Raw genomic sequence first — 13,604 nt, forward strand, 5'->3', positions numbered from 1 at the left:
AAACGCATCTGCTCGATGTGCTCGTTGATCGCGCTGTCTTTTTCAATGAACAAGTCGCGCTGCGGCACATAGGCCTCGGGCTGGTAATAGTCGTAATAACTCACGAAATACTCGACCGCGTTCTTGGGGAAGAACTCGCGAAACTCGCTGTACAGCTGCGCGGCCAGCGTTTTGTTGGGCGCAAACACAATGGCCGGGCGGCCCATTTGCGCGATCACATTGGCCATGGTGAAGGTCTTGCCCGAGCCGGTCACGCCCAGCAGGGTCTGAAACACCTCGCCGTCTTGCAGGCCCTCGACCAACTGCGCGATGGCCACAGGCTGGTCGCCTGCGGGCGGGTAAGGCTGGTAAAGCTCAAAGGGCGAGCCGGGGTAACTGATGAATTGGCCATCGAGGGGGACAGCCGTGACCTCTGACAGAGGAATGGTTTCAGACATGGGAACTCGATTCAGGTGGAAAGGCCAGATGCGTTAAACACCGACCCTGCAAAAATTGCGGAAGGCCTGCGGTCAATGGCCGCCAAACAAGACGTCGAGCGCATTGACCACTTCGGGCGCTTGGGCGCGCAAATTCAACAGCGGCACCCCCAACCAGCGCACAGGCACTGCGGCCAATGCAGCACTGTCCAGCACCAGCGCCTGACCCTCTACCTGGCAAACAGGGTTGAGGTCACGCATCGGCAAAGGGGCATATTCGGCGCTGCGCAAGGGAATCACCACCCGCGTGGCGATCTTGTCCAAAAAGCTGTTTTGCACGTCCAGCAAATAGGGCGTGCGCTCGCGCATGCGGGCATCCGGGTGGGCATAAACGTCAAACTGGGCCATGGCTCAGAAACTGCGGTAAGCATCCAGGGGCAAGCCCTCTTGCTCGATGCGGGCGTTGTAGCTGGCAATGGCATCCTGGTTTTGCGCCTGCCAGCGCGCCCAATACTGGCGCTTGACTTCTTGGGCCAGCAAGGCATCCACCGTGCGTGACACGTTCATGTCCAACTCACGCGCCATGGCCAGCACCTCGGCGTTGAGCGACAAATTGACGGGCTTTTTGGGGGCATCTTCGAAACGCAACATAGGAAACCTCTGAAAATTATGCGCACAGTTTATGCGCAAAACAGCGTCAACGTGCTTTGGAGTGTCATGTGCCTGCGGTCCCATCCGTCTGTCCGAGTCCCAAGGTCCAGGGATGGAGGAGCCAACACCGCCTTGAATGTGAACGCGCCGGTGCAATGGTTTGAGCCTAAAATGATGGGCTTTTTCCCTATTGACTCCACAGGATTGTCACCATGTCTTTGTTTTCCGCCGTCGAAATGGCCCCCCGCGACCCGATTTTGGGTTTGAACGAGCAATTCAATGCCGACACCAAGCCCAACAAGGTCAACCTGGGCGTGGGCGTGTACTTCGACGACAACGGCAAACTGCCCTTGCTGCAATGCGTTCAAGCTGCCGAAAAAACCATGATGGCCACGCCCACAGCACGCGGCTACTTGCCGATTGACGGCATCGTGGCCTATGACAACGCGGTCAAAGCCCTGGTGTTTGGTGCCGATTCGGACGTGGTCAAGTCCGGCCGTGTGTCCACCGTGCAGGCCATTGGCGGCACCGGCGGCCTGAAGATCGGCGCCGACTTCTTGAAGAAAGTCAGCCCCAAGGCCAAAGTGATGATTTCAGACCCCAGCTGGGAAAACCACCGCGCCATCTTTGTGAACGCCGGTTTTGAGGTGGAAAGTTACGCCTACTACGACGCGGCCAAGCGCGGTGTCAACTTCGAAGGCATGCTGGCCAGCCTGAACGCGGCCGCCCCCGGCACCATCGTGGTGCTGCACGCCTGCTGCCACAACCCCACGGGTTATGACATCACCGACGCCCAGTGGGACCAAGTGATAGCGGTGGCCAAGGCCAAGGGCCTGACGGCTTTCCTCGACATGGCTTACCAAGGTTTTGGCCACGGCATCGCCGAAGACGGCGCGGTGATTGGCAAGTTTGTGGCAGCGGGCCTCAACATCTTTGTCTCCACCTCGTTTTCCAAGAGTTTTAGCCTGTACGGCGAGCGCGTGGGTGCCCTGTCGGTGGTGGCCAATGACAAAGAAGAAGCCTCGCGGGTGCTGAGCCAGCTCAAAATCGCCATCCGCACCAACTACTCCAACCCGCCCATTCATGGCGCAGCGGTGGTAGCTGCGGTGTTGAACAACCCCGAACTGCGCGCCCTGTGGGAAAAAGAGCTGGGCGAGATGCGCGTGCGCATCAAGGCCATGCGGCAAAAGCTGGTGGACAGCCTGAAAGCCGCTGGCGTGCAACAAGACATGGGCTTCATCACCCAGCAAATTGGCATGTTCAGTTACTCGGGCCTGAACAAAGACCAAATGGTGCGCCTGCGCAGCGAGTTCGGCATTTACGGCACCGACACCGGGCGCATGTGCGTGGCGGCGCTGAACAGCAAAAACATCGATGAGGTCTGCGCTGCGATCGCCAAAGTGGTCTGACCAACCACTCCCCAAACTGACAGTCGGCTTGCAAGCGCCCCTGACGGGGCGGTTTCTTTTTGGACGGTCCGGAAGGTGACTGCCAATTAGGGTCCACACTCGAAAAATACCGCGTAGTCTCCTGTAGTATTGCTGCAGTGCACCATTTTTGCTGCAAGGAAAACGCCCAATGCTCTATCAGATTTTCGAATCGCAACGCTCGATCATGGAGCCTTTTTCCGATCTGGCTCAAGCCGCTGCCAAGCTCTACAGCAACCCCCTCAACCCCTTGGCGCAAACCCCTTTGGCCCAGCGCGTGTCGGCGGGTTTCGCCTTGATGCACCGTTTGGGCAAAGACTACGAGAAGCCCGAGTTTGGTATCCGCACCGTCAAGGTCAACAACACCGATGTCGCCATTCATGAGCGCATTGAGATCGACAAGCCTTTTTGCGAGCTGCGCCGCTTCAAGCGCTTCTCGGACGACCCCGCCACATTGGCCCAACTCAAGGCCCAGCCTGCGGTGCTGATCGTTGCGCCCTTGTCCGGGCACTACGCCACCTTGCTGCGTGACACCGTCAAGACCATGCTGCAAGACCACAAGGTCTACATCACCGACTGGAAAAACGCCCGTTTGGTTCCCTTGGCAGAGGGTGAATTTCACCTGGACGATTACATCAACTACACCCAAGAGTTCATCCGTCACCTGCAGTCCATCTATGGCAACTGCCATGTGGTGAGCGTTTGCCAGCCCACTGTGCCGGTGCTCGCGGCAGTTTCTTTGATGTCCAGCCGTGGCGAAAAAACACCGCTGACCATGACCATGATGGGCGGCCCCATTGATGCACGCAAGTCACCCACGTCGGTGAACAATTTGGCCACCAACAAGAGCTTTGAGTGGTTCGAGAACAACGTGATTTACCGCGTACCCTCCAACTTCCCGGGCGCTGGTCGCCGCGTGTACCCCGGCTTTTTGCAGTACACCGGCTTTGTGGCCATGAACCCTGACCGCCACGCCACCAGCCATTACGACTATTTCAAAGACCTGATCAAGGGCGATGACGCCAGTGCCGAGGCCCACCGCAAGTTTTATGACGAGTACAACGCGGTGCTCGACATGGACGCCGATTACTACCTGGAAACCATTCAAGCCGTGTTCCAGGACTTCAAATTGGTCAACGGCACTTGGGATGTGATGGGTGTCGATGGCCAAGTTGAACGGGTGCGCCCTCAAGACATCCGTGGCACGGCCTTGATGACCGTCGAAGGTGAGCTTGACGACATCTCTGGCTCGGGCCAAACCCGTGCAGCACAAGTCCTGTGCAGCGGCGTGCCCGCAAGCGAGCGTCAGCATTTGGAAGTCGAAGGCGCAGGCCATTACGGCATTTTCAGCGGCCGCCGCTGGCGCGACATTGTTTACCCGCAATTGGTCAAATTCATCTTGAACCACGCCATACAGGGCAAGGCCAAAACAAACGCCGCACCCAAGTCCGTTGTGATGAATCAGCTGGCGGCCACTCCCCCGGACAGAGCTGCACCGGTCAGCAAAGCCACTGCGCGTGCGCGTGTGAGTGCCCCTGCTACGCCAAGCCCAGCGGTCAAGCCGACACCCACGGTCAAAGTTGGCACCCAAGTTGGCACCAAAGACGGCACCCAAGCGGCAGCACTGACCCAAGCGCAAGCAAAGGTCAACACCAACAAAGGCCCCGTCAATGCCCCAGCAAGCGCCCAGCCATTGGCCAAGCCGGCGGCAAGCAAAGTGTCGGCCAATGCATCGGTGGTCAAAGCAGCGCCCAAAGCACCGGTCAAAGCCTTGAGCAAAACACCCGCGGCAAGCCCTGCCAAGACCAGCGCCAAAGCAACGCCACCCCAACCGCCAAAAGGGGCCGACAAAGCAACGGTGAAAGCACCAGTTAAAACACCGGTCAAAGCATTGCCCGTGACGACGGTCAAAACCACGTGGGTCGATGCGAAGCGTAAAGCCTGAGGCCCCATGCCCGCATTGACCCGAACTGCGCCTGAAGTTCAGGCGCTTTTTCTTGGGCTCAACGATGCCCTGCCCCAAACACAGTGCACACGCTGCGGCTTTCCAAACTGCGCGGCTTATGCGCGGGCCATGGCTGAGGAACAAGCCCCCATCAACCAATGTCCACCTGGCGGGCAAGAGGGCATTGCACGCTTGGCCGCTTTGACGGGCCAAGCGAGCCTGCCGCTGAACCCCGAGCACGGCAGCGAAGGCCCGCGCCACGTGGCCATCATTGACGAGGATTGGTGCATAGGCTGCACGCTGTGCATCAAGGCTTGCCCAACAGACGCCATCTTGGGCGCCAACAAAGTCATGCACACCGTCATCGAGCCTTGGTGCACCGGGTGCGAGTTGTGCATTCCGGTCTGTCCGGTGGACTGCATTGCCCTGGAAAACGTGACGGGCGCTGATACGGGCTGGGCAGCCTGGTCCGCCGAGCAAGCCCACACCGCACGCGGTCGCTACAACTCACGCCAGCAGCGTTTGGTTCGCGAAGAAGCCGAGCACCACCAGCAGTTGCAAGCCAAGGCCGAGCACAAATTGGCCGATTTGGCAGCACACACCAAGGGCACAGACAACGCGCCCGAAGTCGACCGCAAACGCGCCATCATCGAAGCGGCACTGGCCAAAGCCCGTGCCAAACAAAATCAAGGCTGACCACCACTGGGCATCAGCCTTGATCGCGGTCGCAGACCGCTCCTACAGGGGATGCGATCCTTTGCGGCGCGCGGCATTTTGTGGGAGCGGTCTCTGACCGCGATGCGCCAGAGGTTGAATTTCGCAGCCAGGCGCTGAATTTCAAGGTCGCAGACCGCTCCTACAGGGGCTGCGATCCTTTGCTGCGCGCGGCATTTTGTGGGAGCGGTCTCTGACCGCGATGCGCCAGAGGTTGAAATTCGCAGCCAGGTGGTTGAATTTCGCTGCCAGGCGCTGAATTTCAAGGTCGCAGACCGCTCCTACAGGGGACTTTTTTAGGCGGCTGCGGCCAATTTTGCGAAAGCACTGACCACCTCAGGCGGTGCCTGCACCAACTCGATCAACACGCCCTCGCCCCCAATCGGGAACTCTTCGCTCGCTTTGGGGTGTAAAAAAGTGATGTCAAAACCGGCCGCGCCCTTGCGGATGCCACCCGGCGCAAAGCGCACGCCTTGCGCGCCGAGCCAGTCCACCGCAGCGGGCAGGTCGTCTATCCACAGACCAATGTGGTTGAGTGGCGTGGTGTGCACGGCGGGTTTTTTCTCGGGGTCCAGCGGCTGCATCAAATCCACCTCGACCTTGAAGGGGCCGCTGCCGATGGCGCAGATGTCTTCGTCCACGTTCTCGCGCTCGCTTTGGAAGGTGCCGGTGACTTCAAGCCCCAACATCTCAACCCAGAGTTTTTGCAGGCGCCATTTGTCAAGCCCGCCGATGGCGATTTGCTGGACGCCCAGCACTTTGAAGGGTCGGCTCGAGGCAGTCATTTATTCGAACTCCACAATCATCTGGTCCACCGTGAGCGACTCACCTTTGGCAGCCACCACTTTTTTCACCACGCCATCGGCGGTGGCAAACAAGACGTTCTCCATTTTCATGGCCTCGATCACAGCCACGCGCTCGCCCGCTTGCACTTTTTGTCCGGGCTGCACCGCCACATCCACCAGCAAGCCGGGCATGGGCGACAGCACAAAACGGCTCAGGTCTGGCGGCGCCTTGTAAGGCATGAGCTGGTGCAGCTCGGCCATGCGCGGCGACATCACCAGCGCCTCGATGCGCCTGCCGTTGTGCTGGACTTGCAAGGCCAACGGATTTTTCAAAGTGCCGCGCTCAATCTGCGCGGTGAAGGGGTGGCCGTTGCAATGGCCTTCGATGCGGATGTCGTTCAAGCGCGAATGGCTGGCAATCGCATAGGTTTTGCCATTCACCGTGATCTGCGCTTGACCCTGCTTGCCCGCGAACTCGGCCACATGCACAGGCACATAGCGGTTGTTGCCCGCTTTGCCCAACTCCACCACGGCATAGTCTTGCCCAACCTGCACGTCGTAGCCCGGCAACTGTCCACTCAAACCTGCTGCGCGTTCACGCGACTTGCGACGCACAAAGGCTGCCAAAGCGGTCAAGAAATCGGGGTCATCGTGCGGCACGTCTTCGGCACGAAAACCCTGACTGTATTGCTCAGCAATGAAACCGGTGTTGAAGTCGCCCGACACAAAACGCGGGTGCGCCAGCAAGGCCGCCTGAAACGGGATGTTGGAGCTGATGCCCCGGATCACAAAGCCGTTCAGGGCTTCGCGCATTTTGGCAATCGCTTCATTTCGGTCTTTGCCGTGCACGATGAGCTTGGCAATCATCGAGTCGTAAAACATCGGGATCTCACCACCGTCTTGAACGCCGGTGTCCACACGCACACCCAACAGATCGGCTGTATTGCCTTGGAACATGGTTTGTTTGGGCGTTTGGAAGCGCACCAAGCGGCCAGTCGAGGGTAAAAAATTACGAAACGGGTCTTCCGCGTTGATGCGGCACTCGATGGCCCAGCCCTCGCGTTTCACATCGGCTTGGGTGAAAGCCAGTTTCTCGCCTGCGGCCACCCGTATCATTTGCTCGACCAAGTCGAGACCGGTGATGGCCTCGGTCACCGGGTGCTCGACCTGCAAGCGGGTGTTCATCTCCAGGAAATAAAAGCTTTGGTCTTTGCCGACCACAAACTCCACCGTGCCCGCCGACTGGTACTGCACCGCCTTGGCCAACTGCACGGCCTGCTCGCCCATGGCTTGGCGCGTGGTGTCTGAGATGAAGGGTGAAGGCGCTTCTTCGATCACCTTTTGGTGGCGGCGCTGAATCGAGCACTCGCGCTCGTTCAGATACAACACATTGCCGTGGCTGTCGCCCAAAATTTGAATTTCAATGTGGCGAGGTTCTTCAACAAATTTTTCGATGAACACGCGGTCGTCACCAAAACTGTTGCGCGCTTCGTTGCGGCACGAGGTGAAGCCTTCAAAAGCTTCCTTGTCGTTGAAGGCCACACGCAGGCCTTTGCCACCGCCGCCAGCAGAGGCCTTGATCATCACGGGATAGCCTATGCTTTTGGCAATCTCCACCGCTTTGTCAGCGGTTTCAATCGCGTCATTGACACCAGGTATGCAGTTCACGCCCGCAGCGCCCGCCAGCTTTTTGGACTCGATCTTGTCGCCCATGGCGGCAATGGAGAAATGGCGCGGGCCGATGAAGGCAATCCCTGCATCTTCGCAACGCTTGGAGAACTCGGCGTTCTCGCTCAAAAATCCGTAGCCAGGATGAATGGCTTGTGCGCCCGTGGCTTGAGCCGCAGCGATGATCTTGTCGGACACCAAATACGACTCACGCGAGGGTGCCGGTCCAATCAACACGGCTTCGTCGGCCAGTTGCACATGGCGTGCTTCTTTGTCGGCTTCAGAATAAACGGCCACGGTTTGGATGCCCATTTTGCGGGCTGTGGCGATGACGCGGCAGGCAATTTCGCCGCGGTTGGCGATCAGGATTTTGCTGAACATGGAGAGGCCTTTGACTAAAAAAACGTAGAAGACAATTCAGATCACGCGGGCTTGACTGCTTGGCGCGGCGATGTCATCACATAAGCCACCATAAAGCCCAGAAGAGCCCCCGCCAACACGGCAGAGATGGTGTGCGCAGAAAGAAAAACCCTTGTGGCCATGGTGGCCAGCACCAATGGCAACACATAGTAAATGTGAAAAACACCGTACCGACGCCACAAAAAACCGAGCGCAGATGCCGCCATCGACGAGTGGCCCGACGGCACATTGTGTTGCCCCCCTTTGGGGCGTTGGCCCACGACGGTTCCCGCTACTTCAACGTCGTTGAAAAGACGCTTGAAAACATGGGTTGCCGTGGTGGTGGTGACGCCCAAGATCAGCAATTGCGCGCCGCCAATTTTGTCTAAAGCCAACAAAGGCACCAACACTTGTGCCACCGTGGGGATGAACCGACCTTGGTCCTCCACCCACTGAATGCTCTCTTTCAGCAACGGGTTCATGGACTCGCGTGGCGTGTTTGAAACTTCCGACAACCATGCGCCAACAGACTCGATGGGTGGGTTTTGTTTGTACGCGTCCAAGTTCGATGGGTACAACATGCACAGCAACAACAAAATCGACCCCAGCCAAACAAAGCGACTGTGCTCAGACATGGCTTGCTTGGATTGACGCCAAGCTTCTCGCCAAACGGGGAACTTGATCTTTTTCATGCATTCACCTTGACATTTGGAAAACATCCAACTCAGCGCGGTAAATCGGGCTTTGTCCACCCAAAGCGCCTAAAACGCTGTGAAAGATTTGGTGCTGCCCAAGGGCTGCCGGGCTGCCACTGGACTGACCCGTGCCCGACGCAAGCGCGGCAGACTTGGACGCTCGGGCTTGTGCAAAAGAGGGCGATGTCCAAACCAAAAAAGGGATTTTCAACTGCTCTTGGGGTGCCAGCATGTCGGGCGCGCCATGCAAATACCACCCCCCCTCGCCGAGCGACTCGCCGTGGTCAGAAACAAAAATCATGACCGTGCGCCTTTGCGTTTGCCGCTCCAACAATCCGATCAACTGGTCCAGAAAGTGGTCGGTGTAGAGGATGCTGTTGTCATACGCGTTGACCAAAGCTTGCCGACCACATTTTTTCAAATCCACGGTGTCACAGGCCGGCTCAAAACGGGAAAATTCAGGCGGGTATTTTTGGTTGTAAGCGGGCCCATGGCTGCCCGCTTGGTGCAACACAATCAACTGTTTGTCGTGGCTCGCTTGCGATATCTCGGTCTGCAAACCGGCCAGCAGTGACTCATCTTGGTCGGGGTGCTTGCAGTCCGGCGCCACACACAAAGCCGCCAGTTGTTTGCCTCTCAACACATGGTCGAGTTGCAGTTTGGGTTCGCCCCAATTTCTGGCGCGCCACAAGACCTGAACTTGACCAGAGCGGTGCAGGTAATTGGGCAAAATTTCATGCGTCAGGCGCGAGGCACTCGGGTCGTGCGACAAGATGCACTCCATGGACCGTGTGGTGTAAGTGGAGCAAGCCTGCGCAGTCTGCACCCACATCCGATCACGTTTTTCCAAAAGCGGGTTGGTTTGGCGTGTGTAGCCCAAGAGGGAAAAGTTTTGAGCCCTGGCGGATTCGCCAATCACCAGCACCACGGTCACGGGCAAACCATCCGCAAGCGCCCAGCTCAATTCAGGCAATGGCAGCAGTTGGAGGGATGCTGATTTTTGGTCATTCAAATAGCGGGCAGCATTGACGGTGTAGGACCAAGGCAGCAAAAGGCCGCCAATCATTTTGGCGTGTTTGTCGACCCACAACCATGCGCTCGAATTCAAATAAACCAAGGCCAATGACAAGAGCACCGCCAAAACCAAATGCCCGAATTTTTTCAGCCTGGACTGGGGCTCAATTCGCACATATCGAAACAGCACGACAGACGCAGCCGCAACCACCAACAAATAAACCAACAGCTTGGGATGAAACAAAGCCATCGACTCGCCGCGATCGGTGTTGATGACGTTGCCCATCATCGACTTGTCCAAAATCACTTGATAGGTTTGCATGGCATACAAGGCCACGGCATTGCAAAAGGCCATCAAGACCAACAAAGGTTTGAGCAAGCGGCTGGAAACCAAACCCGCACCGCCCAAGACCAACCACATCAATAAAAAAGAAATACCCAACAAAACAAGCATCACCCCCACACCCAAGGCGCTGTGGATCGTCAAGTTGGCATTGACATACTTCATGAGTGGCCCATGAAAAACCACTGCATTGACCAAAGCAAAAAGCCAAATCAGCGAAGAGGGTGAAATGACCAACGCGCGCGTCGTCTTTGACCACAAGAAGCGTCTTGTAATGTTTCCCATTGGAGCCACAACTGGAGGGTGATGCCGCGAAGAGGGGTGCACTCAGATCAAAGTGGCATGTTCCCGTGCTTGCGCCATGGGTTTTCAATCTTCTTTTCTTTCAACATCAACAGCGAACGGGCAATCCGTTTGCGGGTGTTGTGCGGCATGATGACATCGTCGATGTAACCCCGGTTCGCCGCCACAAACGGGTTGGCAAAGCGGGCTTTGTATTCGGCTTCTTTGGCGGCCAGTTTTTCAGGGTCGCCCTTGTCTTCGCGGAAGATGATTTCCACCGCGCCCTTGGCACCCATGACCGCGATTTCGGCGTTGGGCCAAGCGAAGTTGACATCGCCGCGCAAATGCTTGGAGGCCATCACGTCGTAGGCACCGCCGTAGGCTTTGCGGGTGATGACGGTGATTTTGGGCACGGTGCACTCGGCATACGCGTACAGCAGCTTGGCCCCATGCTTGATGATGCCGCCAAACTCTTGCGAAGTGCCGGGCATGAAGCCAGGCACATCCACGAAGGTGATGACGGGGATGTTGAACGCGTCGCAAAAACGCACAAAACGCGCCGCCTTGATGGCACTCTTGATGTCCAGGCAACCGGCTAAGACCAAAGGCTGGTTGGCCACGATGCCCACGGTTTGGCCGTCGATGCGGGCAAAGCCGATCAAAATGTTCTTGGCGTAGTCGGGCTGCAGTTCAAAGAAGTCGCCATCGTCCACGGTTTTGACGATGAGCTCCTTCATGTCATAGGCTTTGTTCGGATTCTCGGGCACCAAAGTGTCGAGGCTCATGTCGATGCGGTCGATGGTGTCACCGCTCTTGCGTACCGGTGCTTTTTCGCGGTTGTTCAGCGGCAAGTAGTTGTACAAACGGCGCAGCATGAGCAGCGCCTCGACATCGTTTTCAAAGGCCATGTCGGCCACCCCGCTCTTGGTGGTGTGCGTCAAAGCGCCACCCAGCTCTTCGGCGGTGACTTCTTCGTGCGTCACGGTTTTGACCACTTCGGGGCCGGTCACAAACATGTACGAGCTGTCTTTGACCATGAAGATGAAGTCGGTCAGCGCTGGCGAATACACCGCGCCACCCGCGCTGGGGCCCATGATCATGCTGATCTGTGGAATCACACCACTGGCCATCACGTTGCGCTGGAACACGTCGGCGTAACCGCCGAGCGAGGCCACACCCTCTTGAATGCGGGCACCGCCCGAGTCGTTCAGGCCAATCACCGGTGCGCCAACTTTCATGGCTTGGTCCATGATTTTGCAAATTTTTTCGGCGTGTGTCTCTGACAATGCGCCGCCGTAGACGGTGAAGTCTTGGCTGAACACAAAAACCAAGCGGCCGTTGATCATGCCGTAGCCCGTCACCACACCGTCGCCGGGGATCTTGTTGTCCTGCATACCGAAGTCGGTGCAACGGTGCTCAACGAACATGTCCCACTCTTCGAAGGTGCCCTCGTCGAGCAGCACTTCAATGCGCTCACGCGCTGTGAGTTTGCCTTTGGCATGCTGCGCGTCAATGCGCTTTTGCCCGCCGCCCAAGCGGGCTGCGGCGCGCTTTTTTTCGAGTTGTTCAAGGATGTCTTGCATGGTGGTTCTCTCTCAAAAATCAGGTGAGACGCGCATCGGCGCTTACGGGTTGAGCATGCGCGTGCGCAGCCAACAACTGGCGCGCAGCTGTCGAGGCGGCCAACTGGCCAGAAGCGACCTGTTGACTCAATTGGGGCAGCAGCGTTTGCACACGTGGCTGCGCCCGGAAATTGTGTTTCAGCCCCGCGTCGATGCGCTCCCACATCCAAGACAGGGCTTGTTGTTGGCGGCGCAGGGTCAGTCGGCCATTGGCGGTTTGCAGGCCTCGGAACTCGCTGACCGCCGCCCAAAAACTGTCCACACCCTGGCCCAGCAAAGCGCTCAGCTGCACCACCTTGGGGTGCCACTGGGTGGTGTCGGCATGCGCATGGCCCGAGCCGCCGTGCATGCCCAACAACTGCAAGGCGCTGGTGATTTGCAACTCGGCGCGTGTGGCCGCAATGGCGTCGATGTCGGCCTTGTTGATGACCACCAAATCGGCGATCTCCATCACGCCTTTTTTGATGGCCTGCAAATCGTCGCCCGCATTGGGCAACTGCATCAGCACAAACAGGTCGGTCATGTTGGCCACGGCGGTCTCGCTCTGGCCCACGCCCACGGTCTCGACGATCACCACGTCATAACCGGCGGCTTCGCAGACCAACATGGATTCGCGGGTTTTCTCGGCCACGCCGCCCAAAGTACCGCTGCTGGGGCTGGGGCGGATGTAGGCGCGTTCGTGCACGCTGAGCAATTCCATGCGCGTCTTGTCACCCAGAATCGAGCCACCCGACACCGTGCTGGACGGGTCGATGGTCAGCACCGCCACGCGGTGCCCCTGCGCGATGAGGTACAGACCCAAAGCCTCAATGAAGGTGGACTTGCCCACGCCCGGCACGCCACTGATGCCCAAACGGAATGACTTGCCCGTGTGCGGCAGCATGGCCGTGAGCAGTTCGTCGGCCAAGGCGCGGTGGTCGGTGCGGGTGGACTCGAGCAGCGTGATGGCTTTGGCCATGGCGCGGCGTTGCACCGCCGAGTCGCCGTGCAGCAGACCTTGGAGCAGTTGCTGGGGTGTCAAGCCTTGTCCCTCATGCCCCGCAACACACCCAAATGTGTCACGCGAAAACCCAGGGGGAATTTCAGTCCGAAGCCCAAGGCCCGGTCAAAGCCAATGTGAGCAAACCAGATCAGTGAAGCTTGCAACAGCATGGGCACACCGAGTCCGAGCCCCAGCAGTGCCACCACTCCAGCCCCCAGTGAGCTGTGGGTCGCGTTGTAAGCCCACATGCCAGCACGTTCGTTGCCAAACACGTAGACGAGAATCGCCACATCTGGAAGGAAAAACCACAATCCGAATGTCATCCACGAAAACCCTTGCACTTGATACAAGGTGCATGCCAACAACAAACACACCAGCCCCTCGGCACGCAAAATTTTCAGTGCCGGATTCATGAGCCCGTAGTGATCGCCTTTGATGTCCTGCATGTCCATGTCAGGCCGAGCGAACGGGTTGTTGAGCTTCATGTGCATGGCCTCACAAGATCTCAAAATGCCGCCCATCGGGCAGGCGATAACGCGAGAAGTCGCGCACATCCATGGTCATCACGTTGCGTGTGTTCGTATCTTGCGCCAACCAAACCAAAGAGGCATCGGCCAAGTCCATTTCTGTGCGAGGCTCAGCGGTATAACGCGCCATCAGC

The 13,604-nt window shown here is 58.0% G+C and carries 13 protein-coding genes; 3 read left to right on the plus strand and 10 right to left on the minus strand.

Annotated elements, in window-relative coordinates; all coding sequences use genetic code 11:
* The 3 genes from ACIQ39_RS15135 to ACIQ39_RS15145 all read right to left on the minus strand — a co-directional run.
* Positions 1-437 (minus strand): DEAD/DEAH box helicase family protein (locus ACIQ39_RS15135; protein ID WP_396435435.1); only part of this gene is annotated, 437 nt, incomplete at its 3' end.
* A 72-nt stretch (positions 438-509) separates the two neighbouring features.
* The gene (locus ACIQ39_RS15140; protein WP_396435436.1) at positions 510-824 is read right to left on the minus strand and encodes a CcdB family protein; all 315 of its coding nucleotides are present in this window, start codon (positions 822-824) and stop codon (positions 510-512) included.
* Positions 825-827: 3 nt separating this feature from the next.
* A complete protein-coding gene (locus ACIQ39_RS15145; protein WP_396435437.1) occupies positions 828-1,067 on the minus strand; it encodes a type II toxin-antitoxin system CcdA family antitoxin in 240 nt (79 codons plus the stop codon).
* A 212-nt stretch (positions 1,068-1,279) separates the two neighbouring features.
* Between ACIQ39_RS15145 and ACIQ39_RS15150 the strand changes: the two genes are divergently transcribed.
* The 3 genes from ACIQ39_RS15150 (at position 1,280) to rsxB (ending at position 5,135) form a co-directional block, all read left to right on the plus strand.
* Positions 1,280-2,476 carry an amino acid aminotransferase gene (locus ACIQ39_RS15150; protein WP_396435438.1) on the plus strand — a complete coding sequence of 399 codons (1,197 nt, stop codon included), beginning with the start codon at positions 1,280-1,282 and terminating at the stop codon, positions 2,474-2,476.
* 169 nt (positions 2,477-2,645) lie between these two features.
* The gene (gene phaZ / locus ACIQ39_RS15155; RefSeq protein WP_396435439.1) at positions 2,646-4,439 is read left to right on the plus strand and encodes a polyhydroxyalkanoate depolymerase; all 1,794 of its coding nucleotides are present in this window, start codon (positions 2,646-2,648) and stop codon (positions 4,437-4,439) included.
* Positions 4,440-4,445: 6 nt separating this feature from the next.
* Positions 4,446-5,135, plus strand: a complete 690-nt coding sequence (gene rsxB, locus ACIQ39_RS15160) for an electron transport complex subunit RsxB (protein WP_396435440.1) — start codon at positions 4,446-4,448, stop codon at positions 5,133-5,135.
* A gap of 314 nt (positions 5,136-5,449) precedes the next feature.
* On the opposite strand, the gene ACIQ39_RS15165 is transcribed toward rsxB, so the two are convergent.
* The 7 genes from ACIQ39_RS15165 to ACIQ39_RS15195 form a co-directional block, all read right to left on the minus strand.
* The gene (locus tag ACIQ39_RS15165; RefSeq protein WP_396435441.1) at positions 5,450-5,938 is read right to left on the minus strand and encodes a VOC family protein; all 489 of its coding nucleotides are present in this window, start codon (positions 5,936-5,938) and stop codon (positions 5,450-5,452) included.
* Positions 5,939-7,987, minus strand: coding sequence for an acetyl-CoA carboxylase biotin carboxylase subunit (accC, locus tag ACIQ39_RS15170; RefSeq protein WP_396435442.1), 2,049 nt, complete (start codon positions 7,985-7,987; stop codon positions 5,939-5,941).
* 41 nt (positions 7,988-8,028) lie between these two features.
* A complete protein-coding gene (locus ACIQ39_RS15175) occupies positions 8,029-8,697 on the minus strand; it encodes a phosphatase PAP2 family protein (RefSeq protein ID WP_396435443.1) in 669 nt (222 codons plus the stop codon).
* A 4-nt stretch (positions 8,698-8,701) separates the two neighbouring features.
* The gene (locus tag ACIQ39_RS15180; protein ID WP_396435444.1) at positions 8,702-10,222 is read right to left on the minus strand and encodes a sulfatase-like hydrolase/transferase; all 1,521 of its coding nucleotides are present in this window, start codon (positions 10,220-10,222) and stop codon (positions 8,702-8,704) included.
* Positions 10,223-10,389: 167 nt separating this feature from the next.
* Entirely contained in the window at positions 10,390-11,922 is a 1,533-nt protein-coding gene (locus tag ACIQ39_RS15185) for an acyl-CoA carboxylase subunit beta (RefSeq protein ID WP_396435445.1), read from the minus strand.
* Between the two features lie 19 nt (positions 11,923-11,941).
* Complete coding sequence (gene meaB / locus ACIQ39_RS15190; protein ID WP_396435446.1) at positions 11,942-12,982, minus strand: methylmalonyl Co-A mutase-associated GTPase MeaB; 1,041 nt, start codon at positions 12,980-12,982, stop codon at positions 11,942-11,944.
* Entirely contained in the window at positions 12,979-13,464 is a 486-nt protein-coding gene (locus ACIQ39_RS15195; protein WP_396435447.1) for a DUF4260 domain-containing protein, read from the minus strand. Before ACIQ39_RS15195 ends, meaB begins: the two co-directional genes overlap by 4 nt.
* Between the last annotated feature and the right edge of the window lie 140 nt (positions 13,465-13,604).

The sequence above is a fragment of the Limnohabitans sp. genome, assembly GCF_044361645.1.
In the GTDB taxonomy this organism is placed as follows: domain Bacteria; phylum Pseudomonadota; class Gammaproteobacteria; order Burkholderiales; family Burkholderiaceae_C; genus Limnohabitans_A.

Coding starts and splice junctions, on each gene's coding strand:
- ACIQ39_RS15140 (WP_396435436.1), bottom strand. CDS start 824: ATGGCCCAGTTTGACGTTTATGCCCACCCGGATGCCCGCATGCGCGAG.
- ACIQ39_RS15145 (WP_396435437.1), bottom strand. CDS start 1,067: ATGTTGCGTTTCGAAGATGCCCCCAAAAAGCCCGTCAATTTGTCGCTC.
- ACIQ39_RS15150 (WP_396435438.1), top strand. CDS start 1,280: ATGTCTTTGTTTTCCGCCGTCGAAATGGCCCCCCGCGACCCGATTTTG.
- phaZ (WP_396435439.1), top strand. CDS start 2,646: ATGCTCTATCAGATTTTCGAATCGCAACGCTCGATCATGGAGCCTTTT.
- rsxB (WP_396435440.1), top strand. CDS start 4,446: ATGCCCGCATTGACCCGAACTGCGCCTGAAGTTCAGGCGCTTTTTCTT.
- ACIQ39_RS15165 (WP_396435441.1), bottom strand. CDS start 5,938: ATGACTGCCTCGAGCCGACCCTTCAAAGTGCTGGGCGTCCAGCAAATC.
- accC (WP_396435442.1), bottom strand. CDS start 7,987: ATGTTCAGCAAAATCCTGATCGCCAACCGCGGCGAAATTGCCTGCCGC.
- ACIQ39_RS15175 (WP_396435443.1), bottom strand. CDS start 8,697: ATGAAAAAGATCAAGTTCCCCGTTTGGCGAGAAGCTTGGCGTCAATCC.
- ACIQ39_RS15180 (WP_396435444.1), bottom strand. CDS start 10,222: ATGAAGTATGTCAATGCCAACTTGACGATCCACAGCGCCTTGGGTGTG.
- ACIQ39_RS15185 (WP_396435445.1), bottom strand. CDS start 11,922: ATGCAAGACATCCTTGAACAACTCGAAAAAAAGCGCGCCGCAGCCCGC.
- ACIQ39_RS15195 (WP_396435447.1), bottom strand. CDS start 13,464: ATGGGCGGCATTTTGAGATCTTGTGAGGCCATGCACATGAAGCTCAAC.